Genomic DNA, 23,759 nt, shown 5'->3' with positions numbered 1-23,759 from the left:
GCCGCCCCGGAGCCACGACCGGTGAACGCTCTGTCCCCCGCGGCCCCCTTCTTCGCACCTGGAGTGAGCCATGCGCCCCCTGACCATGCCGCGCGGCACGGCCCTCGTAGGCGCCGTCCTTGCCGCCACCACCATGACCGGCTGCGCGACCACCGGCACCGCCGTCACCACAGCGGTCCCCGTCAGCACGTCGACAAGCCCCAGGCCGGTCACCCGCGCGATCCCCGCCGTCGCCAAGGCCACCAGCGCAGCTCCGGCATTGAAGAACACCGGCACCGCGTGGCCCACGGTGATCGGTTCCATGCTCACCTACGGACAGTGGCTGCTGGCCAACCCCAACCCGGCACTGGCCACCACCATCACCGAGCCCGGCTGCGCCAGCGCCAACGACCTCACCGCGCAACTGCAGAGCCTGGTGGGGCAAGACGCCTACATTCAACCCAGCGCACCGATCCTGACCAGTATCATCGGCCCGTCCGCGAGCCCGTCAGCCGCCGCTGTCGTGGATGTACAGGCCGTCCGCGCCGCTGAACCCATTCGGCGACGGGCCGCTACGACGGCGACCACCGGGGGCGCGGTCATCACCTTGCAGAACAAAGCGCAACTACCGGCCACCGCTCTGCAGCTGACCTTGATTCTTGGCAGCGACAGCAGGTGGCGGTTCTGCAGCGTCACCAACCCTGGCCGTGACATCGGCACTGAGGCGCTGACCACGCTGCTGTGAGCGCTGCTCCCCTGACATGGCCGAAATGCGAATTTTGCGGCATCGACTCGCAGGCTGGAAATGACGGCGATTCGCGCGTGCGGTGGTCGCTGTCGAGCCGGGGGAAGAGTGGCAACTTAAGACAGGCTTACCTTATGGTTGGCCGGTGGCGATACGAACCGTTGGGGTGACCCGGGCCGACCACCGTGTGCTCGCTGATCTCGCGCCGGGAGACAGAGCGACGGTGGTTGGTGTGACGCCGGATGCCCCACCGGCGACGGTGCGCCGCCTTCAGGATCTGGGTTTCACGGTAGGCACGACGGTCGAGGTGGTGCGCCGGGCCCCGCTGCGCGACCCGGTGATCTACCGCGTCCGGGACTACGACGTCTGCCTGCGCCGGGCTCAGGCGGCCTACCTGCTGGCCGCAGAGATCAGCGGATGACCGCCGGATGCCACGACGGTGACGACAGCGCTCGCGATGGTGGCGCGGTCGACGTCGCGACGCCGCGGATCGCCCTGGTCGGCAGCCCCAATGCAGGCAAGACCAGCCTGTTCAACGCTCTGACCGGGCTGCGCGCCAAGACCGGCAACTATCCCGGCGTGACAGTGTCCCGATTCGTGGGGACCTGTCACACCGCCGGCGGCACCTTGTTGCTGGAGGATCTGCCGGGCACCTACAGTCTGCAGGCGATCAGCCCGGACGAGCAGATCATGGTCGACGCGCTCGACGGCCGCATCGAGGGGGAGCGGGGCCCGGACGCGGTCCTCGTGGTGGTCGATGCCACCACGTTGCGGCGCTCGCTGCGGCTGGTGGCGCAGATCCTCGGCCGGGGTCTGCCGACCGCGGTGGCGGTCACCTTCACCGACGAGCTGACCCTGCGCCAAGGCGCTCTCGACGTCGAAGCGTTCGGGCAGGCCCTCGGGGTTCCGGTGATCCCGGTGATCGGCAACCGCGCCGGTCGAGCCGGCCGCCTGCGTGCGCTGCTCGACGATTGGCGATCGTGGCCGGCGCCGGTGCTCGCCCCGCCGTCCGAGCCCGCGGAGCTGGACGCGTGGATCGACTCGGTGCTGTCCTTTGCCGGTTACCGCGCGCCGGGCCGGCACGCGATCACCCAGCGTGTCGACGCCGTACTGCTGCACCCGGTGTGGGGAACGCTGGTCTTCCTGACCGTGATGGTCCTGTTCTTCCAGACCATTTTCGGGGTCGCGGCACCGCTGCAGGGTTACGTCGAGACGTTTTTCGGCTGGCTGGGCAGTCTGGTCGCTGATCATGTGAGCAATCCGTGGGTCGCGGGTCTGCTCGGTGACGCGGTCATCGGCGGTGTCGGCGGCGTGCTGGTGTTCGTACCGCAAATTATGCTTTTGTTCCTGCTCATCGCCTTCCTGGAGAGCGTCGGCTACATGTCGCGGGCCGCGTTCCTGATGGACCGGGTCATGGCGCGCGCGGGCCTGGAGGGCCGGGCGTTCGTGTCGCTGCTGTCCTCGTTCGCCTGTGCGATCCCCGGGATCATGGCGACCCGGACGCTGCCGTCGGCCCGTGACCGGCTGGCGACCATGATGGCCGCGCCGCTGATGACCTGTTCGGCCCGGCTTCCGGTGTACGTGCTGCTGATCGGGTTGCTGGTCGATCCGGCCGCGCACGTCGGCCCGTTCGGGGTGCAGGGCCTGGTCATCTTCGGCATGTACCTGCTCGGGGCGCTGTCGGCCATGACGGTCGCCTGGGTGTTCCAGAAGATCGCCGGGCGCCGTGGCGAGGCCCTGCCGTTCTACATGGAGATGCCGCCGTACCGGCTGCCCACCGCGCGTTCGGTGCTGATCGCCATGGGGGACTCGGCCCGGTCGTTCGTCCGCAAGTGCACGACCATCATCACGGTCACCACCATCGCGCTGTGGCTGCTGCTCAACCTGCCTCTGCAGTCGGCCACCGAGCTGAGCGCCCACGGCGTCGACCCGGGCAACGACACGGCGGTGTCCGCCTACGTCGCCGACCACAGCTATGCCGCGGACCTGGGACGGCTGGTGTCGCCGGTGTTCGCGCCGCTGGGCTTCGACTGGCGGATCAACATCGCGGTGCTGTCCGCGCAGTCGGCACGCGAGACGTTCGTGGCCACCATGGGGCAGGTCGCCGCCGCGCAGGACCCGGAGCAACCGGCGCAGGCGTTGCGGGACATGACCTACGCCGACGGGCCTCGGGCGGGGCAGCCGGTCTTCACCGGTCCGACGATCGCGGCGCTGCTGGTCTACTTCGCATTCGCGCTGCAATGCATGGCCACCGTCGGCATCATGCGCCGCGAGACCGGCACCTGGAAATGGCCGCTCATCGCGTTCACCTACATGACCAGCCTGGCGTGGGTGATGGCCCTGCTCGCCCGGACGGTCACCGCGTTGCTGACCGGCGCCGGCTGATGATCCCGATCCACCCGCAGCCCTACCCGGGGCGGACCGACCGGCTCCGCTGGATCATTCCCACCGGGATCCTGTCGTTCACCGGGGTCCCGGCGACGGTCCCGGGCCGGCTGGACGTGCTGCTGCGCGACGGGACGCTCGCCGGAGTCGACGTGGAACCCACCGCCGTCACCACGGTCCTGGGCTCCGGCCGCACCTGGTCACACGAGGGCGCCCGCATCCGCTCAGCCCTGCATGCCGCCCTCGACGACCTGGCCGGCTGGCGCCCGGCCGGCCCGGACACCGGCACCGACGACATTCTGCGGGCCGCGGCAGCGGCGCTGCTCGACGGCGCGGTCGGCGCGGTGGCCCAGTCGCACGGTGGGCACATCGAGCTGCTCGAGGTCCACGACGGCACCGTCACCGTCCGGCTCGACGGCGCCTGCCGCGGCTGCCCCGCCGCCCGCTTCACCCTGCGCCAGCGCCTGGAGAACCAGCTGCGGCGCGGCTTCCCCGCGCTGCGTGCCGTGATCGACGCCGGTGACCGCTGAACCGTCGCAGGGCAGCGGCCGGCCTGATCCGGCCGCGCTCGCGTCGGCGCGTTCAGGTGGCGCTCAACACCTCGGCGATCGGTCGACGAGCCCCGAAACCGGCCGGGACAGCCGTGCACACCGCCACCGCCAGGACCATTCCGGCCGGTCCGGCGGCCAATCCCGCGAGCGATGGGATGGTGAACGCCGTGCCGGTCACCAGCGGGTAGAGCGCCAGCCCGGCCGGCAGGCCGAGCAGCGCGCCGGCGACCGCCGGTAGCAGCTGGGCCGCGCTCAGCCCGGCGGTGACCTGCCGCGGTGTGGCGCCGAAGGCGCGGGCCAGCGCCGCCGCCTGCCGGGCGTCGGCGACTGTGGCCCAGGTCAGGAACACCGTGTTGACCGCGGCAAGCACCAGCAGCATGATCGTGATCGTGCCGGTTACCTGAGCCAGCCGTTCGGATCGCAGGTTGTGCAGGCCGCCGGTGCCGCTGCCGGCGACCGCCGCGCTGGTCACGATGGTGACCAGGCCGGTCACCGTGACCGCGGTGCTGACCACGGACAGCACCGTGCGGGCCGGTCGCCGCCCGGCCAGCCGCAACCCCAGCAGCAACGGCACCGGCAGCCGGGCCGACCAGGCGATCAGCCCGGCACTGCGGCGCGGCGGGTGCGCCGGGGCGGCCAGCGCGGTCACCGTCGCGGAGCGGGCCGCGCGCCACGCCGGCACCAGCGTCGCGGTCAGCGCGACCAGCAGCGCCGCCGCTGTCACCACGATCATGCTCGTACCGGTCAGTGTGGCCGGCCCGGGTGCGCCGAGCAGACCGGCGCCCGGGTCGGTGAACCGGCCGGTCAGGTGACGGCCGAGGCTGAGCCCGGCGGCAGCGGCGAGCACCGCCAGCAGCAGGTGCTCCACCAGCAGCACCGCGGCGATCAGCTCGGGGGTGCCGCCGATGGCTTTGAGTAATCCGACGCGGCGGGACTGTTCGATGGTGCGCCGACCGGCCAGCACGGTCAGCCCGGCCACCGCCAGCAGGGCCAGCAGCACCGCGCCGACCTGCAGGGCGGCTTGCGCCGAACGGATCACCCCGGCGTCCGCGTCGCGGATCTGCTCCCAGGACAGCATGAACGGGCCGCCGGCACCCGGCCCGGGCAGTGTGCCGTGTGCTGCCGCGAACGCCGCCGCGGGTTCGGACAGGCGCAGGTCGAGCAGGTAGACGACGGCGGGGGTGGTGCGGTCCTCAACGGTGGCCAGGTCGTCCGGGGTGAGCCAGATCAGACCGAGGTCGAACGCGTTCGGGCCGGGTGCGACGCCGGCGAAGCACAGCAGGTGGCACGGGCTGCTCGGGTACGCGGGCAGGGCAGCGCTGACCGCCGTACCCGCGATGCGCAGGGACCGGCCGCCCACCGTGACCTGATCGCCGACCTTCGCGCCGAGGGCGTCGGCGAAGCCGCGTTCGAGGACGACCGAGCCGGCGCCGACCCAGCTACCCGCGGTCAACCGCGGCCGATCCACCGCGTCACCGCCGGATGTGCGGCCCAGGGCCTGCACCGTGGCGGTCCGCCCGCCGAGCGACAGCGTGGTGTGCACCAACGGGAACGGCCCACTGTGCGCGGTCACCCCGGGCAGGGCGGTGACCGCGCCGACGGCCGCCGGGCTCGGCGCGGCGCCGTCCTCGCTCAGGAAACCGGCCACCACGTCGGGCCCGGCGGTCGCCGCCCGGGTCTGCTCATACGGATTATCGGTCACGCCGTGTAGGGCGAGCCCGAGCGTCAGTGTGGTGGTCGCCACGACCAGCACCAGCATCGCGAGGACGGCGTCGACCGGGTGCCGGCGCAGGTCGCGCCCGGCGAGCCGGAGCACGAGCAGCAGCCGGCCCATCACGCGCCCGCCCCGGCCAGCACGGTCTGGTCGACCAGCGCGCCGTCGCGCATCGTCAGGACCCGGTCCGCGCTCGCCGCGACCCGGGCGTCATGGGTGACCACGACCAGCGTCTGCCCGGCCTGGTGCAACGCGCCGAACAGGCGCAGCACGTCGGCGGTGGCCGCGCTGTCGAGGTTGCCGGTCGGTTCGTCGGCCAGCACCACCAGCGGCTGATTGCTCAGCGCCCGGGCGATCGCCACCCGCTGGCGCTGCCCGCCGGAAAGTGCTGACGGACGGTGCCCGGCCCGGTCGGTCAGCCCCACCCGTTTCAGCAGGTCCACCGCCAAGGCCCGGGCCACCCGCGGGGAACGCCCGGCCAGCAGGGCCGGCACCTCGACGTTCTCCACCGCGGTCAGCTCCGGCATCAGGTGGAACGCCTGGAAGACGAAGCCGAGCCGGTCACGCCGCAGCCGGGCCAGGCCCCGCTCGCTCATCGTGTCGGCGCGCCGCCCGGCCAGTTCGATCTCGCCGGCAGTCGGCCGCACCATCCCACCGATCAGGTGCAGCAGCGTGGACTTGCCGCACCCGCTCGGGCCCATCACCGCCACCGTCTCGCCGGTCCGCACGGCGAGGTCGACCTCGTCGACCGCACGCACCCGGGCGGCGCCCTTGCCGAAGTCCTTGACCAGCGCACCGGTCCGCAGCACCACGTCGCTCATGATTCGTCCCCTCGTGACGTCCAGGTCTGCTCACACACATCCAGCCATTTCAGGTCCGCCTCCAGCCGCAGCACCTGGCCCTCTAGCAGCAGCCCCGGCAGCGAGGCGGGCGGTTCGGCCAGGGCGGCCCGCTGGGCATCACGCAACCGCCGCAGCAGCTCGCGGCGCTGGGCGTCGACCAGCATGATCGGGTCAGCCAGCCGGGCGGCCGCCGCCGCGGCCAGCTTGAGGTGGAAGTCGGTCGGAGCCGGGCGTGGCCAGACCACCTCGGTCAACCAGTCGGTGACCCGGCGCTGACCGGCCGCGGTCAGCGCGTACACCTTGCGGTCGCGGCCCTCGCCGCCGGCGAGCTCGCCGCCGACCAGACCGAGCTTCTCCAGACGGGCCAGGGTCACGTAGATCTGCCCCTCGTTGAGGGTCTCGCCGAGCGGGCCCAGCGCGGCCCGCAGCCGGCTACGCAGCTGGTAACCGTGCGCGGGTTCCTTGGCCAGCAATGCCAGCACCACGTCCTGCATGCCCATCAACCCCTAACAGTTACCTAAAGAGATAACCGTTAGGGGTCGAGGACCGTCAATCGGGGATTCCCCTGACAGGGTGGTACCGCGGTACCACGATCCCGCCCGAAGATCGGACCGCGGTACGACGGACCGGCGCCGCCGCGGACCTAGCGTTTGGCCTACGACGCGAAGGGCCAGGGGGCACCGATGATCGAGGCACAACGACTCACCAAACGCTACGGCGACAAGACCGCCGTCGACGGCGTGGACTTCACCGTCCGACCCGGCGCGGTCACCGGCTTCCTGGGGCCGAACGGCGCCGGGAAGTCCACCACGATGCGCATGATCATCGGGTTGGACGCGCCGACCGCCGGGACGGTGACCGTGAACGGTCACCGGTACGCCCAGCACGCCGCACCGCTGCACGAGGTCGGCGCGCTGCTCGAGGCCCGGTCGATCCACCCCGGCCGCTCGGCCTTTCAGCATCTGATGGCCCTGGCGCACACCCACGGCATCCCGCGCAGCCGCGTGACCGAGGTGATCGACCTGGCAGGGCTGCAGTCGGTGGCCGGTAAGCGGGCCGGCGCGTTCTCGCTCGGTATGGGCCAGCGCCTGGGTATCGCCGCGGCACTGCTGGGCGACCCGCAGACGATCATGCTGGACGAGCCGGTCAACGGGCTCGACCCGGAGGGCGTGCTGTGGATCCGCACGTTGCTGACGGGTCTGGCGGCCGAAGGCCGGACAGTCTTCGTGTCCTCGCACCTGATGAGCGAGATGGCGCTGGTCGCCGACCACCTGATCGTTGTCGGACGCGGCCGCGTGCTGGCCGACACCACCGTGCAGGAGCTGGTGCGCCAAGCCGGTGGCGACACCGTGGTGGTTGCCACCGCCGATCCGGCCGCGCTGCGCCGGGTGCTGGCCGGGCCGGGCGTCGAGGTCTCCGGCAGCCCCGGCTCGGAGCAGCTGACCGTCACCGGCCGGTCCGCCCGGGAGATCGGGCTGACCGCCGCCGAGCACGGGATCGCCCTGTTCGAACTGACCGCCAGAACTGTCTCCTTGGAGGAGGCCTTCATGGATCTGACCAGAGAATCCGTCGAATACCAGGCCACCAGCGCCGGCGGGTGGGCCGCCGCATGAGCATCGTCGCCGAGACCCGGCCCGCCGCGACTACACCGCCGGCCCGGCCCACCGACCCCCGCCTGAAGGTGACCGGCCTGCGGGTCGTGCGCTCCGAGTGGGCCAAACTGTGGTCGCTGCGCTCGACCTGGATCACCCTCGGCCTGGGGCTGCTGTTCCTGTGCGCGTTCGGCACGATCGCCGCGCTGCGCTACAAATCGGCGATCAATTCCGGTCAGCCGATGGACCCGGACTTCGCCGACGCCAGCACCTACAGCCTCGCGCTGTTCGGCGTGCCGTTCTCCCTGATCGCGCTCGGCGTGCTGGGCGTGCTGACCGCGTCCGGCGAGTACACGTCCGGGATGATCCGCTCGACGCTGGCCGCCGTCCCACGCCGCCTGCCGGTGCTATGGTCCAAAGCCGCCGTCTACGGGATTCTCGCCTTCGCCGTCGGCACGGCCGGCGCGTTCGTCGGCTTCCTGGCCAGCAGCGGGGTGCTGTCCAGCACCGGGATCGCGATGAGCGTGTCCGACAGTGGTGTGGCCGGTGGTTTGCTCGGCGCCGGACTTTACCTGGGCCTGGTGGGTGTCATCGGGGTCGCGCTCGGCACCCTGCTGCGCTCCACGGCCGGCGGGATCTCCGCGCTGGTCGGCACGTTCATGCTGGTGCCCGGCCTGATGTCACTGCTGCCGAAATCCTGGCGGGCCGATCTCACCCCGTACCTGCCCAGCAACGCCGGTGAGTCGATCTTCGCACTGCACCACGTGGACGGGACGCTGTCGGCCGGGGCCGGGCTGCTGGTCCTGCTCGGCTGGACGGTCCTGGCGCTCGGCGGCGCCGCGTACCGGCTTATGCGCTCGGACGCCTGAGCGGCATGGACGCGGCAGGCGGGCACCCGGACCACCGGGTGCCCGTACCCGTGCGTGACGGAGGATGAATCGGTGAGCAGCGAGGACAACGCCGCGGGCGTGCTGGTGGGTCACCCTTTGGCCGCCCGGCTGTTCCAGGCCGGGCGGCGGCTGCGCCAATGGGACGCCGACCACCGGTGGGCGCTGGACACCGCCGTGGTATTGGTCTGCTTCCTGCTGTTCTGCGTGCCGGACCTGGCCCCGGACCACGGCCGGCCGGACGCCCCGATCACGCTGACCGTACGCCCCCTGCCGCAGATGCTGCTGCTGCAGGCCGCGCTGCTGCTGCCTCTGTGGTGGCGGCGCCGGGCACCACTGGCGGCGTTCTACACCGTGCTGATCGCCTTCGCCGTGCAATGGGCTGCCGGGATCATGCTGCGCGCCGACATTGCCGTGCTGGTCGCGGTGTACAGCCTGGTGCTGCACGGCCGGCTGCGCCGCCTGCCCTGGGCCGTTCCCGGACTGCTGGTCGGGGTCGTCCTCGTGCTGGTCCGGCTCTCCGGTGTCGTGTCGCTCTGGGACGTGCTGTTCTTCGTCGCCAGCCTCGGCACCGCCGCCGTCGCACTCGGCTTCGCGATCCGGATCCGCCGCGCCCAGCTCGCCGCCCTGCGGGAACGCGCCGTCCGGCTGGAGATCGAACGCGACCAGCGCAGCCGGCTCGCCGCGGCGACCGAACGGGCCCGGGTCGCCCGCGAGATGCACGACATCCTCGGCCACAGCCTCTCGGTGATCATCACGCTGGCCGACGGCGGCTCGTACGCGACCGACACCGCCCCGGAACGCGGCAAGGAGGCGCTGCGGCTGATCGGCGACACCGGGCGGACGTCGCTCGCCGAACTGCGCCGGATGCTCGGGGCGCTGCGCGAGCAGACCGACGAGCCCAGCCTCAGCCCTCAGCCGCGAATCGCCGACCTGGACCTGCTGTGCCGACAGATCCGCGCTGCCGGACCGCAGGTCGAGTACCACAGCAGCGGTGTCCTGGACACCCTCGACACCGGCGTGCAGCTGACCACGTACCGGATCGTGCAGGAAGCGTTGACTAACACCCTCAAGCACGCCGGCCCGCACACCCGTGCCCACCTGGAGCTGCGTATCGACGGGAACCGGTTGCGCATCACGGTCCGTGACACCGGCCCACCCGGCCGGGACCGCACCGCGGCACCGGCCGGCGAGGGCCACGGCGTGGTGGGCATGCGCGAACGCGCCGCGCTCTACGCCGGGACGGTGACGGCGGGCCCGGCTCCCGGCGGCGGCTGGGTCGTCTCGGCCGATCTCGACCTGGGAGGGGGCCCGGCGTGATCACCGTGTTGATCGTGGACGACCAGCCGCTGCAGCGGTTCGGCTTCCGGATGCTGCTGGACAGCAACCCGGACACCGAGGTGGTCGGTGAGGCCGGCAACGGCGCCGAGGCGGTGCGCCAGACCACCGAGCTGCGCCCAGACGTGGTGCTGATGGACGTACGGATGCCCGGCCTCGACGGCATCGAAGCGACCCGGCGCATCGTCGAGGAAGGGGGTCGCTCGCGAATTTTGATGCTGACCACGTTCGACCTCGATGAGTACGTGCACGCCGCGCTGCGGGCCGGGGCCAGTGGTTTCCTGCTCAAGGATGCCTACCCAGAGGAGCTGCTGGCCGGCATCCGGGCCGTCGCCGGCGGCGACGCCGTCATCGCGCCGGCCCTGACCCGGCGACTGCTCGACGCGTTCGCCCACCACCTCAGCGGCTCGCCGCCCGGCGGCGATCCGGCGCCCGACCCGCGGCTGGCATTGCTGACCGACCGCGAGCGGGAGATCCTGGTCGCGATCGGCCGGGGCTGGACCAACCGTGAGATCGGCGAACGGTTCGTGCTCTCCGAATCCACGGTCAAGACCCACGTCGGCCGGGTGCTCGCCAAGGTCGGCGCCCGCGACCGCATCCAGGCCGTCATTTTCGCGTACGACCTCGGCTTGACCCGGCCGCAGGAAAGAGCACCGGAGCCGCCGCGGTGACGTGCCGGGCGTGGGTGGTCACGCCGCCGGGTCGCGGCGGCGCAGGACGAGCCCGCAGACCGCCACACATCCGGCGATCCACGCGACCTGAACGAGCGCACCCCGGCCCATTCCGGTGGCCCCGGCCGGGTCGAAAAGTCCGACCCAGTTCTGCCAGTAGTGGACCGGCAGGATCACGGCGACCGCGTGCACGGCGCCCTGGCCGTTGAGAACGCTGGCGATCACCACGAACGCGATCGCCGCGGCGACGGCTTCGGCGCCGCGCGGCAACAGCAGCCCCAGCATGAACGCGATGGCGGCCATGGCGAGCATGCACAGCAGCGTGTATCCGGTGGCCGCGACGATGCGGGTGACCGTCTGGCCGCGAGTCAGGTCCGGCGCGCCGATCAGGTGGAACGGGTGCCATCCGAAGATGACCGTGCCGACGGCCAGGCCGGCCGCCAGCACACAGCCGACGGCGAGCAGGGTCGCGACGGCGGTCGCGGCGAACTTGGCCGTCAGCAGCCGGGTGCGGGTGACCGGCGCCAGGTACAGGTATCGCAGCACGCCCCAGTCCCTGTCGGCCGAGGCGACGGTGGCCGCCAGCAGCGCCACGACGATCGGCAGCAGCAGGGGACCGGTGAACTCCAGCCCGGCCATCATGTGGTTGAGCGCCGAGAACGGTGAAGCGCCGAACAGCCCTCCCTGATCGCCATTGGGCCGCCCCGCCGAGGAAGCGACGGCCAGACCCGCGGCGACCGGCACACCCGCCAGACCGAGCAGCACGATCACGGTACGCAGCCGGAGCAGCTGAGTGGTCAACTCAAAACGCAGCATGGTCGGGCCCTTCGGTGATCGCGAGGTAGGCGTCCTCGAGGGAACCGTGAGCTCCGTCGCCGCCGAGCAGGCCGTCGAGGGAACCCGCTGTGATCAGCCGGCCGCGGTTGATCACCACGATCTGGCCGGCCAACTGCTGCACCTCGGCGAGTTGGTGACTGGAGATCAGCACGGTGGCCCCGGCTGCCGCGAGGGAGCGCAGGTGCTGGCGCAGGTCGCGGACCTCGGCCGGGTCCAGGCCGTTCGCCGGTTCGTCGAGGATGAGCACGTCGGGCCGGCGCATCAGGGCGTGGGCGAGCATGAGCCGCTGCCGCATCCCCATCGAATAGCCCTTGACCCGGCGGGCGAGCGCCGGCCCGAGACCGGCCAGGTCCAGCGCGTCGTCCAGGGCCGGCGGGGGCCAGGACCGTCCGGCCGCGGACCACAGCAGCCGCAGGTTCGCGGCGCCGCTCAGGTGCGGGACGAGCGCGGGCCCGTCGATCAGGACACCCACCCGACGCAGGACCGCGGCGCCGAGACCGACGGGCTCGCCGGCGATCCGCACGGCACCGGTGTCCGGCCGGGTCAAGCCGACCAGCATCCGCAGGGTCGACGTCTTGCCGGCACCGTTGGGCCCGAGCAGGGCGCAGAGCTGGCCGGTCGGCACGGTGAAGGTGAGCCGCTCGACGGCCTGCTGCCGGCCGTACCGTTTGGAGAGGGACTCCGCCTGGATCATCGGCGCCTCGTAACAGGGCCGCGCCGACCGGCCAGAGCGGCCAGCGTGGTCGCGCCGGCCAGAGCGGCCAGGACCAGAACCCAGCTCACAACGAACGGGGTGGCCAGGATCCCGTGGTTGCCGTGGAACACACCCGGGTCCCCGGAGCGCACCCGCAGGCCCCAGAGCAGCGCGGCGACGGTGGCCACGGCCATCCCGCCGGCGATCACCGCGGTCACGACCGGCCGCGGCCGCGACGGTACGCGGCGCAGGACCCTGACGGCGGCCCACGCGGTCGCGGCCACCACCGCGATTCCGGTCACCGCGACCAGCAGGAAGCCGGTCACGGTCGGGGCCGAGTGCACCCCGTGACCGGAAGCGATCGCGGCCGCCAGGCGCAGCTCGCCGTACCAGAGGACGGCGCCGGCGATCGGGACAGCCGGATACCGCCAGGTGGCGGTATCCCGCAGCGCCCGGGCACCCGGCGCGGCGGCGACGGCCACGGCCAGCAACGCCACCGCTGACGCGGCGACCAGCACGGCGTACCAGGTGCCGCCGGTGCCGGTGACGTCCTCGGCCAGTTTCGCGAAGCCGAGACCGGCGACCGTGAACAGCCCGGCCGCCCCGACGACGACGGTCAGCGGGGAATCGTGGGACATGAGTGCACCTCCATGGGCTCGGACGGCACCACGCAGGGAGTCCAGCATCAGCGCGGGCCGCCGGTGGACGCGCAGATCACAGAGCAGCTGGGTGTACTCGTCGCCGTACCGCTGCCGCCAGCCCGGCGGGTAGCAGGCCACCAGCACGCGGATCAGCCGGGCGTCGCCGTTCATGCCGGACCTGGCCGCAGCCGGCCCAGGCTCAGCGTGGCCAGCCGCTGCATCCGGGTCGCCTGGGCGGTCAGCTCGGCCGCGCCGGCCGCGGTCAACCGGTACGGCCGGCGCCGCCCGTCAGCCGGCAGCCCCTCGATCAGGCCGCGCTCTTCGAGGCGCGCCAGAGCCGCGTAGAGCGTCCCTGGGCCGATGGTCACCCCGACCTGCTCGGCGACGTCAGTGGTGATGGCGTACCCGTGCTTCTCGCCGTCGGCGAGGCTGGCCAGGACCAGCAGACCTGGTTCGGCCCAGCGGCCGAGGTCGTCACCCATCGATTACTCCGTTCTGCGCTATATCGTCGAACGTACTACGTGGGGCGATATAGCGCCAGCATCCGGGAGTGCCACTTCGCCGCCCGGCGAACGCGGAAGCGCGGATCTGGGCAACGCGCAGCCGCGACCGGCTCACCATGGTCCTCTGCATTTCGCTTCGGCCGCTCTGTCCGGAGAAACACGGACGCTGATGTGTTCATCGGCAGCGTCGGTTCGCGGTGGGCATTGCGGGGCCTCAGCGGGCGGTGTTGACCTGAATGCTCACGTCGGCGTGCCGGCGGCCGACGGTACAAGCGTTAGCTGACTGATGGACAGGATGATCGATGGCAGGCGTCACGTCGTTGTTGGAGAACCGGTCGCTGCGAACGAAAGTCCTCGCGCCCGTGCTGGTGTCGGCAGTGGGACTGGGAGTGGTCGCCTGGTCAGCGATGGGTGTTCTGGCTACGGCCGGTGACCGTACCGAAGCGATGTATTCGCAGACGGCGCAACCGTTGACGGAACTGGTGTCGTTGCGTGACGCGCAAGGCGACTCGAGGGTCGTCGTGCGCGACGCCATTCTCACCGCCCCCGGCAAGACCCAGGACGATTTCATCGCCCGGTTCGCCGACGTCGACGCCGCCATCGACAAAGCCATCAGCGCGTACGTCGCTGACCACGGCACCCTGTCCCCTCAGCAGTCCGCCCTTGTCGAGCAGGCCAAAACCGGTCTAGGGCAGTGGCGTGACGTGCGAGACAACCAGCTGGTCGCCCTGGTCCACGCCGGCGAGCAGAGCCGAGCAGACGCGTTGCTCGCCGACAACGGAGCGCTGGGCAAGGCCAACGCCATCTTCGCCGACGCGCTGGACACCCTGACCACGTCGGAAACCGCCCAGGCCCAAGCGGTCGCCTCGGCGGCCGGAGCGGCGCAGCGCCACAGCACCCGCATCCTGCTGATCGTATCGGTGACCTGCATCCTGCTGGCTGTACTGGCGGGTCTGTTCGTGGCACGGATGGTGGTGCGTCCGGTCCAGCGTGTCCAGCAGGTGCTGTCCCGTCTCGCCGCCGGTGACCTGACCGGTGACCCGCAGGTCACCTCACGCGATGAGGTCGGCGCGATGGCCGCCGCGCTCGTGTCGGCCAACGCGTCACTGCGCCGGACCGTCGGCACCGTCATCGACTCGGCGCAGAATCTCGACCATGCCGCGGCGCAACTGCAAAGCAGCAGCACCAGGATCGATCAGCAAGTGACGGACTCTGCGGCGCAGGCCACGCTGGTGGCCGACTCGGCGGCGACAGCCTCGGGAAGCATCAACACCGTCACCGTCGGCGCCGCCGAGATGAGCGCGGCCATCGGCGAGATCGCGCAGCGCTCGGCGCAAGCCGCCACCGTCGCCGCCGAAGCCGTCCAAGCCGTTGCCACGACTTCGGCCACTGTTGCTGACCTGGGCCGTAGCTCGGCCGACATCGAGCAGGTTCTCGGCGTGATCACGTCGATCGCCCAGCAGACCAATCTGCTCGCGTTGAACGCCACCATCGAGGCCGCGCGAGCGGGCGAGTCCGGTAAGGGGTTCGCGGTCGTGGCCGGCGAGGTCAAGGAACTCGCCCTGCAGACCGCGACCGCCACCGGGGACATCGCCCGCCGGGTTGCTGCGATTCAAGCCTCCAGCGCCGAGGCGATCACCGCGATCGGCCGCATCGGTGAGGTCATCAACGAGATCAACGGCCACCAGGGCGCGATCGCCGCCGCTGTCGAGGAACAGACCGCGACAACCGGCGAGATGCGACGCAATGTGGCCGACGCCGCCACCGCGAGCACCCGCATCGCCAGCACGATCACCGAGGTCGCCGACGCTGCGCACGCCACCAAAGCCGAAGCCGACGAGTCGCGGAAAGCCATTTCCACCGTTACCACGATGGCCCGTGAACTGCGCGACACCATCGAGCAGTTCCGGCGCTGAACGCCCTCCCGAAGCGAGCGTACTGACGGTCCGGGCGCCGGCCGGTGGCATGCTCGGCCGGCAGGCAGCGTCGCATCCGGGCCCCGTCCCGGCTTGCTATCCGAGTTTCACCTACCGGGTTGCCGGACATCGCCACGCCTCTGCGGCGGCCCGGACCGGCGTGGTCGCGCCGGTGGGTCGGCAGGTGCGCCCACGACGCCGGGACTGGAAAACAGCAGCGGCGCAACGGCCGGGCGAACGACCGGCGGCGGCCACGACGACGCCACCATCTCGGTGCCGCTGACCGACGGCGCGGGTGAGAGGCCGTCCAGCATCTGCTGGGCTTGACCGGCATCGATGCCCTGACCTGGATCGATGCGTACACCGGTGGTGTCGGCAAGGTCCTCGATGTCTTCGCCGGTCACGGTCGCCGCGTCGAGAGTGCTGAGGCGGCGGGCGAATTCCTGCACACTGATCGTCTGCAACTACTCTCCCTGCGAGTGTGGTTCGCGGCGGATCGCCTCAAGGTCAACCTGCTGTCGGCGACCGGAATTCTGCAGCCGGTTTGTGCTATCGGCGGCCGTGGCCGGCGATCCGAGGCGCTGTCAACGTTACAGGGCGAGCGCGGCCGCGGCCGACTTCGCACCGAGCGACCACAGCCGGCCGGCTGCCTGCAGGTTCGCCGGGCGATGCTGCGCGGGTCGACGGATTCGCATGTCGACGGCTGCTCCTTGCCCTCACATAGGTGGCCACGACGGCAGCAATGGTCGTCGGGGTGACGATGTCACCTGGCGGATCGACGCGAGCACGCCCGCGCGGGGCGGGCGTCAGGCCGGCCGGCTCACTGTCGAGGGGCAAGCCGGCTGAAACGGCTCCCCTGTACCGGCAGGACGCCTGCGTTAGGCTGAGATCGACTACGCCGCACTCGATCCCCCAGCACGGCGATGTCGGCTGATCACGCCGCATCCACCGGGGGGACGATGGCTGCACCACCCGAACAGGGCACCGGCCGCGGCACGGTCGTGCCCGAGCAGTCGGCCGTGCTCGCCGCGGCGATGGAGGCGTACCTGGCCTTCGACGCCACCGGGCGGGTGCTGGCCTGGAATCCCGCGGCCGAGGCGACGTTCGGCTACACCCACGCCCAGGCATACGGCCGATCGGTCGAAGAGTTGATCGTTCGCCCCGACGCCCGCGACGCCGGGCGAGCCGAACTGGCCCGGCTTGCCCGCGGCCTGCCCGGTAAAAGCCTCGGCCGGCGGATGCAGTGGTCGGCCTGGCACGCCGACGGTCACGAGATCCCGATCGAGATGACACTGACCACCACCACCGGCGATGACGGCGGCCGGCTCTTCCACGTCTTCGCCCACGACGTCACCACCGCGCAACGCGCGAGCCGGTTCACCGCCGTCGAGGCCGCCGTCGCCCGCGGCCTGGCCGAGGCGGACTCCAGCACCACCGCCGCGACCCGGGTCGTCGATGCGCTGGGCATCAAGATGGGCTGGCCTGTGACCGAGCTGTGGATCGTCGACGACGACCGGCAGTTGCTGACCTGCGCCGCCCGCCACGTCGAGCCCGGCCGGCGCCTGGACGACTTCGCCGTCGACGCCCTCGAACCGGGCGTCGCACTGCCCGGCCGGGTCTGCGCCGACGGCCAGCCGCACTGGATCCCCGACCTCGGCACCGACAGCCGATCCGTGCGCAGCCGGGCCGCCGCCCGCATCGGGCTGCGCGTAGCCGTCGGTGTCCCGCTCTGCACCGGCCAGCACGTCCTCGGCGCGCTGTGCGTCTACGGCGACCGGGTCGAGGACCCCGAGGACACCCTGCTCGGTCTGCTCACCGGGCTGGCCGCGCAGATCGGGCAGTACGTCGAACGGCGCCGCGCCGAGGAACTGGCCATCGAACTGGCCCGCACCAAGGACGAGTTCCTCGCCATGGTCACCCATGAACTACGCAACCCACTCGCGGCGATCACCGGCACCGCCACCTTGCTCGACGACGACCTAGACGACCTGCCCCGCGACGAACAGCGGCACTACCTGCGCATCATCGCCCGCAACGCCGAACGCCTCGCGGTCATGGCCGACGACCTGCTCGACCTCGCCCGCCTCGAATCCGGGCACCTGGCCATCAACCCGACCGACACCGACCTGTGCGACATCATCCGCGAAGCCGTGCAGGCCGCCACCCAGCCACCCGGTAAGAACCTGACGATCACCGCGGACCTGCCCGAACGCCTCGAGCTGTACGCCGATCCTGGCCGGCTGCGACAGGTCGCCGACAACCTGCTGTCCAACGCCATCAAATACACGCCCGCCGACGGCGCCGTCACCATCACCGCCCGCACCGACGACACCGGCCGCACCATCACGTGGAGCATCGCGGACACCGGCATCGGCATCCCGGCGGCCGAACGACCCCGGCTATTCCGCCGCTTCTACCGCGCCTCCACCGCCGTCGACCGGCGGATCCCTGGAACCGGCCTCGGTCTGGTCATCGCCCGCACCATCATCGAGCGCCACGGTGGCACCATCACCCTCCGCGACCACAGTGGCCCCGGCACCACCTTCACCATCGAACTACCCACCAAGTCCCCATAGCGGCATCGCAGATCGCCGTCTGCGTTCGGCACAGCCAGTATCGAGGTGCTGCAGTCCTCGTCTTTTGCTGACCGCCGGATCGGTGGTGTGTTGTCCGCCGGGTGATCTTGCGATGAGCGAGTCGTCACTGCCGGGCATCAGTTGATCGTCAGTTATTGCCATCAGATTGCAGTTGCGAAATCTGGCAGCCATGTCGCGTTCTCGCCTCGCCGGCACGCTCGCCGTGGCCGCCCTGCTGTTCGCCGGTTGCTCCGATCCGTCCACCGCCGGCAGTGGCGCGGCGGCCGGCACGCTCGTCGTGGCGACCGCGAGCGAGCCGGACACACTCAACCCGGTCCTCGGCTACGGCAGCGACGGCGCCTCGCTGATCTTCGACGGCCTCGTCGCCCGCGACGGGCAGAACGCCCTCGTCCCGGCCCTCGCCGAGCAACTCCCGCTGGTCGACGGCACAACCGTCACCGCGAAACTGCGCACCGGCGTGAGCTTCCGCGACGGCAGCCCGCTGACCGCGCAGGACGTCGTCTTCACCTACCAGCAGGTGCTCGACCCGAAGGTCGACTCCACGCTGCGCTCCGACCTGGACATGATCGACCGGGTCGAAGCGAGCGACGCGTCCACCGTGGTGTTCCACCTCAAATACGCCTACGCCCCGTTCCTGCAACGCCTCACCTTGGGCATCGTGCCGGCCAAGGCGCTGACCGGCCAGGACCTAAACAAGGCCGCGTTCAACCAGAAGCCGATCGGTACCGGCCCGTACAAGGTGACGTCCTGGACGCCGGGAGACCGGCTGGTCCTGACGGCCAACGACACCTACTGGGGTGGCAAACCGGCCAACAGCGGCGTGGTCGTGGCGTTCGTCCCGGACGACAATGTCCGGGCGCAGCGGGCCCGGGCCGGCGAGTTCGACGCCGTCGAGCTGGCGCCCAAGCTCGCCGCCGGGTTCAGCAGCGGCGTGGTGAAGGTGCCGACCGCCGACTACCGCGGCGTGATGCTGCCGATGAAGAACCCGGTCACCGGCGACGTCGCGATCCGCCGGGCCCTCAACGGCGCCGTCGACCGCGCCGCGATCGTCACCGGCGTGCTCGGCGGCTCCGGCGAACCCGCCTACGGTCCGGTCCCGGCCACCTCTGAGTACGCCGAGCCGTCCGCGCACCGTCGACACCCGACGCCGCGAAGATCCTGGACGCCGCCGGATGGGCAGCAGGCGGCGACGGGATCCGCGCCAAGGACGGCCGGCGCGCGAGCTTCACCCTGATGTACCCAGCCACCGACAGCCTGCGCAAGGAACTTCCCCTCGCCGTCACCGCCGACGCCAAGAAGGCCGGCATCGAGATCAAACCCGAGGGCCTGACCTCGGACGCGATCACGCCCCGGATGAAGAACGACGCGCTGATCATGGGGTACGGCACCCCGTACGACCCGGATTTCGTCTCCTACAAGCTGTTCGGGTCGGCCTTCGCCGAGGAGGGCTACTACAACCCCGGCTCCTACCGGTCGGCCGTCGTCGACAAGGTGCTGCAGGACGGACGCGACCACACCGCGACCGCGGAGCGGCAGGCCGCGTACGCCACGTTCCAGAAGCAGCCGTCCCGGGTTGGCCAGGTTCTCTGGCCCACCGTGGCAGCAACGGAGCGAGCATCGCCTACCTCTTCAGCAAGAAGGACCGCGAAATGACGGCACCAGGCACCCAGTGGCCGATCGCCGGGAACCAGTGAGCGCCCGCCCGCCAGCCGCAGGCTTGCTGCCCGCGGGAAAGGTCGGCTACCGCGGCAACGACGGCGTTGTCCTGCGCGGCGCGCTCTACGAGGTTTGGGGCGCTCTCTGCATCAGCTGTGAACGCGCCAAGGTCTTCCCCGAGATACAGATCGAGCACCTTATCCCGCGAACCGTTGACCCCTTCGTCCTTGCCGAACTGATCATCTACCACGCGCTCGACACCGACTTCCACGTCGACCATCCCGCCAACCTGACCGTGATCTGCGGCCCCTGCAACAACAAAAGCGCGACCGAATCCTGCGCACGCCGGGCACGACCACCCTCCTGCACATCGCCCGCGACCACAGCCCCGGTTGTCCGGTCGTCCGGGTCGCGGGGTCGAGCGGGTACGGACCGCCGCCGGCTGATCCGATCCGGTTCTCGCGTTGCCTGGCGGATTTCTTGGGATCGGCCGCAACTGCGCGAGTGTCACCGTGTGTGTTGCCTGAGGGAGATCCGTCCGAGGCAGCGTCATGTTTCTTCATCGATGCCGCGTACCTTGCGGCGCGGCCGGTACGCCGCACGACGATGTGGCCCAGCTCGGGACCAGCCTCAATAGCATCGTCGCGGCCCTGCGTGCAGCGGTCGGGTAGATCAGTAGCAATGCCGGCTCGGTGGCGGCCGCTTCCGAACAGCTCTCGGCCTACAGTATGAACTGCAGACTGCCACCAATATCGCGGGACGGGTCGCGGAAGGCTCACCGATTTGCCTGTTCGGCCTCGGCGCTGGTGCCGGCAGCAGTACGGTTTGCCCCGAGTTCCGCGCCCGGGGCGGAACGTACTCATGCACCACGGGAGCCTCATGCAGTCGGCACAGGTGCGCGTCAGTTGCGACGACCGTGTGCTGCACGATCCGGAGAGCGTGCTGGCCGTCGCGCTGCACGCCTACATCGCGATCGACGAAACGGGACAGGTCGTTGCCTGGAACCCGGCCGCCCAGGCGCTTTTCGGCTACTCCTTCGACCAGGCGTGCGGCCGGCTAATCGCTGATCTGATCATCCCGGTTGCGCAGCGGACCGCTCACCGGGAGGCGCTGGCTCGGTGTGCCGCCGGGGGTCCTGCCCCGATGCTGGGACGACGCATACAGCTGGCGGCCCTGCATCGTGACGGTCACGAGCTTCCCGTTGAGCTGACCGTCACCGCGACCGAAGAACCCGGCCGGCGCCTGTTCCATGCTTTCGCTCAGGATGTGACCCTCGCGCAGCGAGTCAGCCGGTTCGCCGCGGCCGAAGCCGCGGTCTCTCGCGGCTTGGCCGAGGCTGGCTCCAGCGGTGTCGCCGCTGCCCGGGTCGTGGCAGCTCTCGCGGTGCGCATGGGTTGGCCCGTCGCTGAATTGTGGCTGGCCGACGAGGCCCGGCAGATGGTCACCTGCGCGGCCCGGCACGTGAACACAGATCTGCGTCTGGGCGCGTTCGGTCTCAACGATCTCGAACCGGGCGTCGGACTGCCTGGCCGGGTGTATGCGCAGGCGGCGCCGGACTGGATTCCGGATCTGGCGGCTGATGTCACCTCATTCCGCAGTCGCGCCGGCGCCCGGATCGGCCTGCACGTCGCTGTCGGCGTCCCTGTATCCAGCGGCGGGCACACCATCGGCGCGTTGTGCGTCTACGGTGACCGGATCGAAGATCCGGAAGACACCCTGGTCGCCTTGCTGTCGGGGATCGCCGCTCAGGTGGGGCAGTATCTTGAGCGGCGCCGCGCCGAGGAACTCGCCGTCGAGCTGGCCAAGACCAAGGATGAGTTCCTCGCCCTGGTCACCCACGAACTGCGCAACCCGTTGTCGGTCATCACCGCCGCCACCGCGTTGCTCGAGGAAGATCTTGAGATCCTGGCGGTCGGGGAGCAGCGTCAGCAGCTGCAGGCCATCGGCCGCAACGCGCAACGGCTCAGCGTGATCGCCGAAGATCTTCTGGATCTGGCCCGCCTCGAAGCCGGCCACATAGCCATCGATCCCGTCGACACCGACCTGGCCGGCATCATCGGTGACGCCGTGGCCGCCCACCGGTCCGCGGCGAGCAGCAAGGATCTCACGATGATCGCTGACCTGCCGGAGCGGCTCGAGGTGTACGGCGACCCGCATCGCCTGCGGCAGGTCGCCGACAACCTGGTGTCCAACGCGATCAAATACACCCCGGCCGGCGGTACGGTCACGCTCACCGCAGCGCTCGACGCGAGCGCCGACACCGTTGTCTGGACCGTCGCGGACACCGGCATCGGCATCCCCGCAGCCGAACGGATGCACCTTTTCCGCCGCTTCTACCGCACCTCCATCGCCCGTGACCTGCGCATCCCCGGCACCGGGCTGGGGCTGGTCATCACCCGCACCATTATCGAACGCCACCACGGCACCATCGTGTTGAGCGACACTGTCGGGCCGGGCAGCACCTTCACCATCCGGCTGCCCCGCTACAAGATCGATCCGGCGCGGCCTGACGGCGACCCGGCGACGGACCGGTAGATAGCCAGGGCCGGTGCCAGCGGCGGCGCATAGCGTGCTGCACGACCAGGATCGTTCTGCCTGCCATCGACGACAGCGCTACGTCGTTGCGTCGGCGCGCAGCGGCGAGCACGGCTGCTACCGGGTTGCAACCACAGCGCAGCGGTAGGTGCCATCGGCCGGGCCTACGGCGGTCGTCGCAACTTTCGACCAAGACGGAAGGCCAGGCATGCAGCTGTTGAGCTATGAGTCGTGTTCTCTCGACGTCTTGCACGACACTCGTTCCGAGACCGTGGCGGCCCTGTATGCCGCCAGCATCGGTATTCGCGACGATCTCGCGCAGGTGATGCGAATCGCTGCCGCACAGGCCGGTGCCGACGCCGCGGCCATCAGCCTCAGACACGATCATGTGGTCGTGATGGCCGCTGCTCATGGCGTGCCGGACCGGCTGTCCCGCGGGGCCGCGGTCCCGGCGGCCTGGTCACCGTGTAGTCGCATCACCACCAGTGACCGGCCCTTGCTGATCGGCGATCTGCAACAGGAGCGGTTCGGGTTCTTTCCCGGCTCCGCCGTCCTTGGCACACTGCGGTCGTACGCGGGGGTGCCGTTGCGGCATGCCGGTCATGTTGTGGGCGCGGTCTGCGTCGTGGCAAATGACCCGCATGTCTTCAGCACCGCCACGCTGGCGTCGCTGTCCCAAGCCGGCGCGAAGGTCCTGCGCATGATGATCGGATACGCCGAGCCGACGACGCCCAGTGGTGTGCTGTCGGCACGTTCTGCCAGCAGCGAGTAGGCGCAGGCGTCGTCGGCCTCGCTGCTTCTGGCCCCGCGCCGTCGGTCATGACCGATGCGCTCACCTGCACATCCGCGAGGTCCTGCACCGGTTGTTCACCGGCGCCGGATTCAGCGTCCAGACCGCCCCTGACGGCCACACCGCGCTGCGGGCTGCCCGCCGGCACCCACCCGATGTCGTGCTCACCGACCTCGACATGCCCGGCCTGACCGGGCTGCAACTGTGCCAGGCCATCCGCGCCGATCCCACCCTGAGCGACATCCCCGTGGCCATCCTCAGCGGCGGCCTGCAACCCGGTGACCCGCGCGCCGCCGACAGCCAGGCCTGTGGAATCTGGCTCAAACCGTTCCACAACAACGACCTCGTCACCGCAGTACGACACCTTGCTGACCTCGGCCACCACCTGCACAACATCACCCCCGCGCACTGCCCCTTCCACGCCGGATGACCGGCCGTGGCGTCAGGACGCCGCGGAGGAATCAGGCTCTCCGGCAGGCGGACGAGGGCACCGTGGCGCGCGTATGGGTGCGGCGCGACCTCGCACCGGTGTGCCGGGAGGCAGGGCTGCGGAACGTGTGAGCTACGAACGCCGGAGTTCACCGATCACAAGGTCGCCGGCGAGCAGCGGGTCCACCTGATGGTCGGCGCCTCGACCATCCGGCAGGCCCTGCGAACAGCAATCGTCGACCGCCCGCGCCTGCGGTTGCCGGCTCGCCCTCCTCGAGACAACGGCAACGCCGCAGGCCGGCCTCCCGACCTACCGGATCCAGCGCTGAGTGCACCACGCCGGCGAGGCTGTCAGAAGCAGGCCGAGTTCAGCGGCTGCTTCCCGGGATCAGCGGAAGGCGGCCGCTGGGCCGGTCGGCTGCGGCTCGGCCGGCCGACGGATACCGCCGTTCCCGCG

24 protein-coding genes are annotated in these 23,759 nt (G+C 70.8%); 15 read left to right on the top strand and 9 right to left on the bottom strand.

Features of this window, described 5'->3' with window-relative positions; all coding sequences use genetic code 11:
* Positions 1–70: 70 nt before the first annotated feature.
* The 4 genes from ACH442_RS36975 (at position 71) to ACH442_RS36960 (ending at position 3,639) form a co-directional block, all read left to right on the top strand.
* A complete protein-coding gene (locus tag ACH442_RS36975) occupies positions 71–724 on the top strand; it encodes a hypothetical protein (protein WP_396342749.1) in 654 nt (217 codons plus the stop codon).
* Positions 725–869: 145 nt separating this feature from the next.
* Positions 870–1,145 (top strand): ferrous iron transport protein A, encoded by a 276-nt coding sequence (locus tag ACH442_RS36970; RefSeq protein WP_396342748.1) that lies wholly within the window; start codon positions 870–872, stop codon positions 1,143–1,145.
* On the top strand, positions 1,142–3,109 hold the full coding sequence (locus ACH442_RS36965) for a ferrous iron transporter B (protein WP_396342747.1): 1,968 nt from the start codon (positions 1,142–1,144) through the stop codon (positions 3,107–3,109). Before ACH442_RS36970 ends, ACH442_RS36965 begins: the two co-directional genes overlap by 4 nt.
* Complete coding sequence (locus ACH442_RS36960; RefSeq protein ID WP_396342746.1) at positions 3,109–3,639, top strand: NifU family protein; 531 nt, start codon at positions 3,109–3,111, stop codon at positions 3,637–3,639. Before ACH442_RS36965 ends, ACH442_RS36960 begins: the two co-directional genes overlap by 1 nt.
* 52 nt (positions 3,640–3,691) lie before the next feature.
* Here ACH442_RS36960 and ACH442_RS36955 read toward each other — a convergent pair whose 3' ends face one another.
* From ACH442_RS36955 to ACH442_RS36945, 3 genes are read right to left on the bottom strand one after another with little or no spacing between them, the layout of a single operon-like run.
* Positions 3,692–5,494, bottom strand: a complete 1,803-nt coding sequence (locus ACH442_RS36955; RefSeq protein WP_396342821.1) for an FtsX-like permease family protein — start codon at positions 5,492–5,494, stop codon at positions 3,692–3,694.
* A complete protein-coding gene (locus ACH442_RS36950) occupies positions 5,494–6,195 on the bottom strand; it encodes an ABC transporter ATP-binding protein (protein WP_396342745.1) in 702 nt (233 codons plus the stop codon). Before ACH442_RS36950 ends, ACH442_RS36955 begins: the two co-directional genes overlap by 1 nt.
* Positions 6,192–6,710 (bottom strand): PadR family transcriptional regulator, encoded by a 519-nt coding sequence (locus ACH442_RS36945; protein WP_396342744.1) that lies wholly within the window; start codon positions 6,708–6,710, stop codon positions 6,192–6,194. The genes ACH442_RS36950 and ACH442_RS36945 overlap by 4 nt, the downstream gene beginning before the upstream one ends.
* Positions 6,711–6,899: 189 nt before the next feature.
* Here ACH442_RS36945 and ACH442_RS36940 point away from each other — a divergent pair, with 189 nt between their 5' ends.
* The 4 genes from ACH442_RS36940 to ACH442_RS36925 all read left to right on the top strand — a co-directional run bounded on the left by ACH442_RS36940 (position 6,900) and on the right by ACH442_RS36925 (position 10,704).
* On the top strand, positions 6,900–7,829 hold the full coding sequence (locus tag ACH442_RS36940) for an ATP-binding cassette domain-containing protein (protein WP_396342743.1): 930 nt from the start codon (positions 6,900–6,902) through the stop codon (positions 7,827–7,829).
* Complete coding sequence (locus tag ACH442_RS36935; protein WP_396342742.1) at positions 7,826–8,677, top strand: ABC transporter permease; 852 nt, start codon at positions 7,826–7,828, stop codon at positions 8,675–8,677. The genes ACH442_RS36940 and ACH442_RS36935 overlap by 4 nt, the downstream gene beginning before the upstream one ends.
* Before the next feature lie 72 nt (positions 8,678–8,749).
* Entirely contained in the window at positions 8,750–10,015 is a 1,266-nt protein-coding gene (locus ACH442_RS36930; RefSeq protein WP_396342741.1) for a sensor histidine kinase, read from the top strand.
* On the top strand, positions 10,012–10,704 hold the full coding sequence (locus tag ACH442_RS36925; RefSeq protein ID WP_396342740.1) for a response regulator: 693 nt from the start codon (positions 10,012–10,014) through the stop codon (positions 10,702–10,704). The genes ACH442_RS36930 and ACH442_RS36925 overlap by 4 nt, the downstream gene beginning before the upstream one ends.
* A gap of 18 nt (positions 10,705–10,722) precedes the next feature.
* Here ACH442_RS36925 and ACH442_RS36920 read toward each other — a convergent pair whose 3' ends face one another.
* The 4 genes from ACH442_RS36920 to ACH442_RS36905 are packed head-to-tail and all read right to left on the bottom strand — an operon-like array spanning position 10,723 to position 13,358.
* Positions 10,723–11,520, bottom strand: a complete 798-nt coding sequence (locus ACH442_RS36920; protein ID WP_396342739.1) for an ABC transporter permease — start codon at positions 11,518–11,520, stop codon at positions 10,723–10,725.
* Positions 11,507–12,235: an ABC transporter ATP-binding protein gene (locus tag ACH442_RS36915; RefSeq protein ID WP_396342738.1), complete on the bottom strand. Its 729-nt coding sequence runs from the start codon at positions 12,233–12,235 to the stop codon at positions 11,507–11,509. Before ACH442_RS36915 ends, ACH442_RS36920 begins: the two co-directional genes overlap by 14 nt.
* The gene (locus tag ACH442_RS36910; RefSeq protein ID WP_396342737.1) at positions 12,232–13,047 is read right to left on the bottom strand and encodes a hypothetical protein; all 816 of its coding nucleotides are present in this window, start codon (positions 13,045–13,047) and stop codon (positions 12,232–12,234) included. Before ACH442_RS36910 ends, ACH442_RS36915 begins: the two co-directional genes overlap by 4 nt.
* Positions 13,044–13,358 carry a PadR family transcriptional regulator gene (locus ACH442_RS36905; protein WP_396342736.1) on the bottom strand — a complete coding sequence of 105 codons (315 nt, stop codon included), beginning with the start codon at positions 13,356–13,358 and terminating at the stop codon, positions 13,044–13,046. Before ACH442_RS36905 ends, ACH442_RS36910 begins: the two co-directional genes overlap by 4 nt.
* Positions 13,359–13,681: 323 nt before the next feature.
* On the opposite strand from ACH442_RS36905, the gene ACH442_RS36900 reads away from it, so the two are divergent.
* Positions 13,682–15,295 carry a methyl-accepting chemotaxis protein gene (locus ACH442_RS36900; protein WP_396342735.1) on the top strand — a complete coding sequence of 538 codons (1,614 nt, stop codon included), beginning with the start codon at positions 13,682–13,684 and terminating at the stop codon, positions 15,293–15,295.
* Positions 15,296–15,402: 107 nt separating this feature from the next.
* On the opposite strand, the gene ACH442_RS36895 is transcribed toward ACH442_RS36900, so the two are convergent.
* Positions 15,403–15,759, bottom strand: coding sequence for a hypothetical protein (locus ACH442_RS36895; RefSeq protein ID WP_396342734.1), 357 nt, complete (start codon positions 15,757–15,759; stop codon positions 15,403–15,405).
* A gap of 495 nt (positions 15,760–16,254) precedes the next feature.
* Here ACH442_RS36895 and ACH442_RS36890 point away from each other — a divergent pair, with 495 nt between their 5' ends.
* From ACH442_RS36890 to ACH442_RS36880, 3 genes are all read left to right on the top strand, one after another.
* Positions 16,255–17,871, top strand: a complete 1,617-nt coding sequence (locus ACH442_RS36890; RefSeq protein WP_396342733.1) for an ATP-binding protein — start codon at positions 16,255–16,257, stop codon at positions 17,869–17,871.
* Positions 17,872–18,061: 190 nt separating this feature from the next.
* Entirely contained in the window at positions 18,062–19,126 is a 1,065-nt protein-coding gene (locus ACH442_RS36885; protein ID WP_396342732.1) for an ABC transporter substrate-binding protein, read from the top strand.
* Positions 19,048–19,545 carry a hypothetical protein gene (locus ACH442_RS36880; RefSeq protein WP_396342820.1) on the top strand — a complete coding sequence of 166 codons (498 nt, stop codon included), beginning with the start codon at positions 19,048–19,050 and terminating at the stop codon, positions 19,543–19,545. Before ACH442_RS36885 ends, ACH442_RS36880 begins: the two co-directional genes overlap by 79 nt.
* Here the strand turns inward: ACH442_RS36880 and ACH442_RS36875 are convergent.
* Positions 19,514–19,828: a hypothetical protein gene (locus tag ACH442_RS36875; RefSeq protein ID WP_396342731.1), complete on the bottom strand. Its 315-nt coding sequence runs from the start codon at positions 19,826–19,828 to the stop codon at positions 19,514–19,516. The genes ACH442_RS36880 and ACH442_RS36875 overlap by 32 nt on opposite strands.
* 599 nt (positions 19,829–20,427) lie before the next feature.
* Here ACH442_RS36875 and ACH442_RS36870 point away from each other — a divergent pair.
* The 3 genes from ACH442_RS36870 to ACH442_RS36860 all read left to right on the top strand — a co-directional run bounded on the left by ACH442_RS36870 (position 20,428) and on the right by ACH442_RS36860 (position 23,303).
* Positions 20,428–22,083: an ATP-binding protein gene (locus ACH442_RS36870; protein WP_396342730.1), complete on the top strand. Its 1,656-nt coding sequence runs from the start codon at positions 20,428–20,430 to the stop codon at positions 22,081–22,083.
* Between the two features lie 208 nt (positions 22,084–22,291).
* On the top strand, positions 22,292–22,855 hold the full coding sequence (locus ACH442_RS36865) for a GAF domain-containing protein (protein ID WP_396342728.1): 564 nt from the start codon (positions 22,292–22,294) through the stop codon (positions 22,853–22,855).
* On the top strand, positions 22,818–23,303 hold the full coding sequence (locus ACH442_RS36860) for a response regulator (RefSeq protein ID WP_396342727.1): 486 nt from the start codon (positions 22,818–22,820) through the stop codon (positions 23,301–23,303). Before ACH442_RS36865 ends, ACH442_RS36860 begins: the two co-directional genes overlap by 38 nt.
* Positions 23,304–23,759 lie beyond the last annotated feature (456 nt).

Origin of the sequence: Actinoplanes sp. NPDC020271, assembly GCF_044388125.1 — a bacterium.
Taxonomy (GTDB): domain Bacteria; phylum Actinomycetota; class Actinomycetes; order Mycobacteriales; family Micromonosporaceae; genus Actinoplanes.
Note: the sequence above shows the minus strand (reverse complement) of the source record. Positions and strands in the feature narration are given on the sequence as shown.

What these genes read in the sequence shown, in the direction of transcription:
- ACH442_RS36975 (WP_396342749.1), top strand. Translation starts at nt 71, where the DNA reads ATGCGCCCCCTGACCATGCCGCGCGGCACGGCCCTCGTAGGCGCCGTC.
- ACH442_RS36965 (WP_396342747.1), top strand. Translation starts at nt 1,142, where the DNA reads ATGACCGCCGGATGCCACGACGGTGACGACAGCGCTCGCGATGGTGGC.
- ACH442_RS36960 (WP_396342746.1), top strand. Translation starts at nt 3,109, where the DNA reads ATGATCCCGATCCACCCGCAGCCCTACCCGGGGCGGACCGACCGGCTC.
- ACH442_RS36955 (WP_396342821.1), bottom strand. Translation starts at nt 5,494, where the DNA reads ATGGGCCGGCTGCTGCTCGTGCTCCGGCTCGCCGGGCGCGACCTGCGC.
- ACH442_RS36950 (WP_396342745.1), bottom strand. Translation starts at nt 6,195, where the DNA reads ATGAGCGACGTGGTGCTGCGGACCGGTGCGCTGGTCAAGGACTTCGGC.
- ACH442_RS36945 (WP_396342744.1), bottom strand. Translation starts at nt 6,710, where the DNA reads ATGCAGGACGTGGTGCTGGCATTGCTGGCCAAGGAACCCGCGCACGGT.
- ACH442_RS36940 (WP_396342743.1), top strand. Translation starts at nt 6,900, where the DNA reads ATGATCGAGGCACAACGACTCACCAAACGCTACGGCGACAAGACCGCC.
- ACH442_RS36935 (WP_396342742.1), top strand. Translation starts at nt 7,826, where the DNA reads ATGAGCATCGTCGCCGAGACCCGGCCCGCCGCGACTACACCGCCGGCC.
- ACH442_RS36920 (WP_396342739.1), bottom strand. Translation starts at nt 11,520, where the DNA reads ATGCTGCGTTTTGAGTTGACCACTCAGCTGCTCCGGCTGCGTACCGTG.
- ACH442_RS36915 (WP_396342738.1), bottom strand. Translation starts at nt 12,235, where the DNA reads ATGATCCAGGCGGAGTCCCTCTCCAAACGGTACGGCCGGCAGCAGGCC.
- ACH442_RS36910 (WP_396342737.1), bottom strand. Translation starts at nt 13,047, where the DNA reads ATGAACGGCGACGCCCGGCTGATCCGCGTGCTGGTGGCCTGCTACCCG.
- ACH442_RS36905 (WP_396342736.1), bottom strand. Translation starts at nt 13,358, where the DNA reads ATGGGTGACGACCTCGGCCGCTGGGCCGAACCAGGTCTGCTGGTCCTG.
- ACH442_RS36900 (WP_396342735.1), top strand. Translation starts at nt 13,682, where the DNA reads ATGGCAGGCGTCACGTCGTTGTTGGAGAACCGGTCGCTGCGAACGAAA.
- ACH442_RS36890 (WP_396342733.1), top strand. Translation starts at nt 16,255, where the DNA reads ATGGCTGCACCACCCGAACAGGGCACCGGCCGCGGCACGGTCGTGCCC.
- ACH442_RS36885 (WP_396342732.1), top strand. Translation starts at nt 18,062, where the DNA reads ATGTCGCGTTCTCGCCTCGCCGGCACGCTCGCCGTGGCCGCCCTGCTG.
- ACH442_RS36875 (WP_396342731.1), bottom strand. Translation starts at nt 19,828, where the DNA reads ATGGTCGACGTGGAAGTCGGTGTCGAGCGCGTGGTAGATGATCAGTTC.
- ACH442_RS36870 (WP_396342730.1), top strand. Translation starts at nt 20,428, where the DNA reads ATGCAGTCGGCACAGGTGCGCGTCAGTTGCGACGACCGTGTGCTGCAC.
- ACH442_RS36865 (WP_396342728.1), top strand. Translation starts at nt 22,292, where the DNA reads ATGCAGCTGTTGAGCTATGAGTCGTGTTCTCTCGACGTCTTGCACGAC.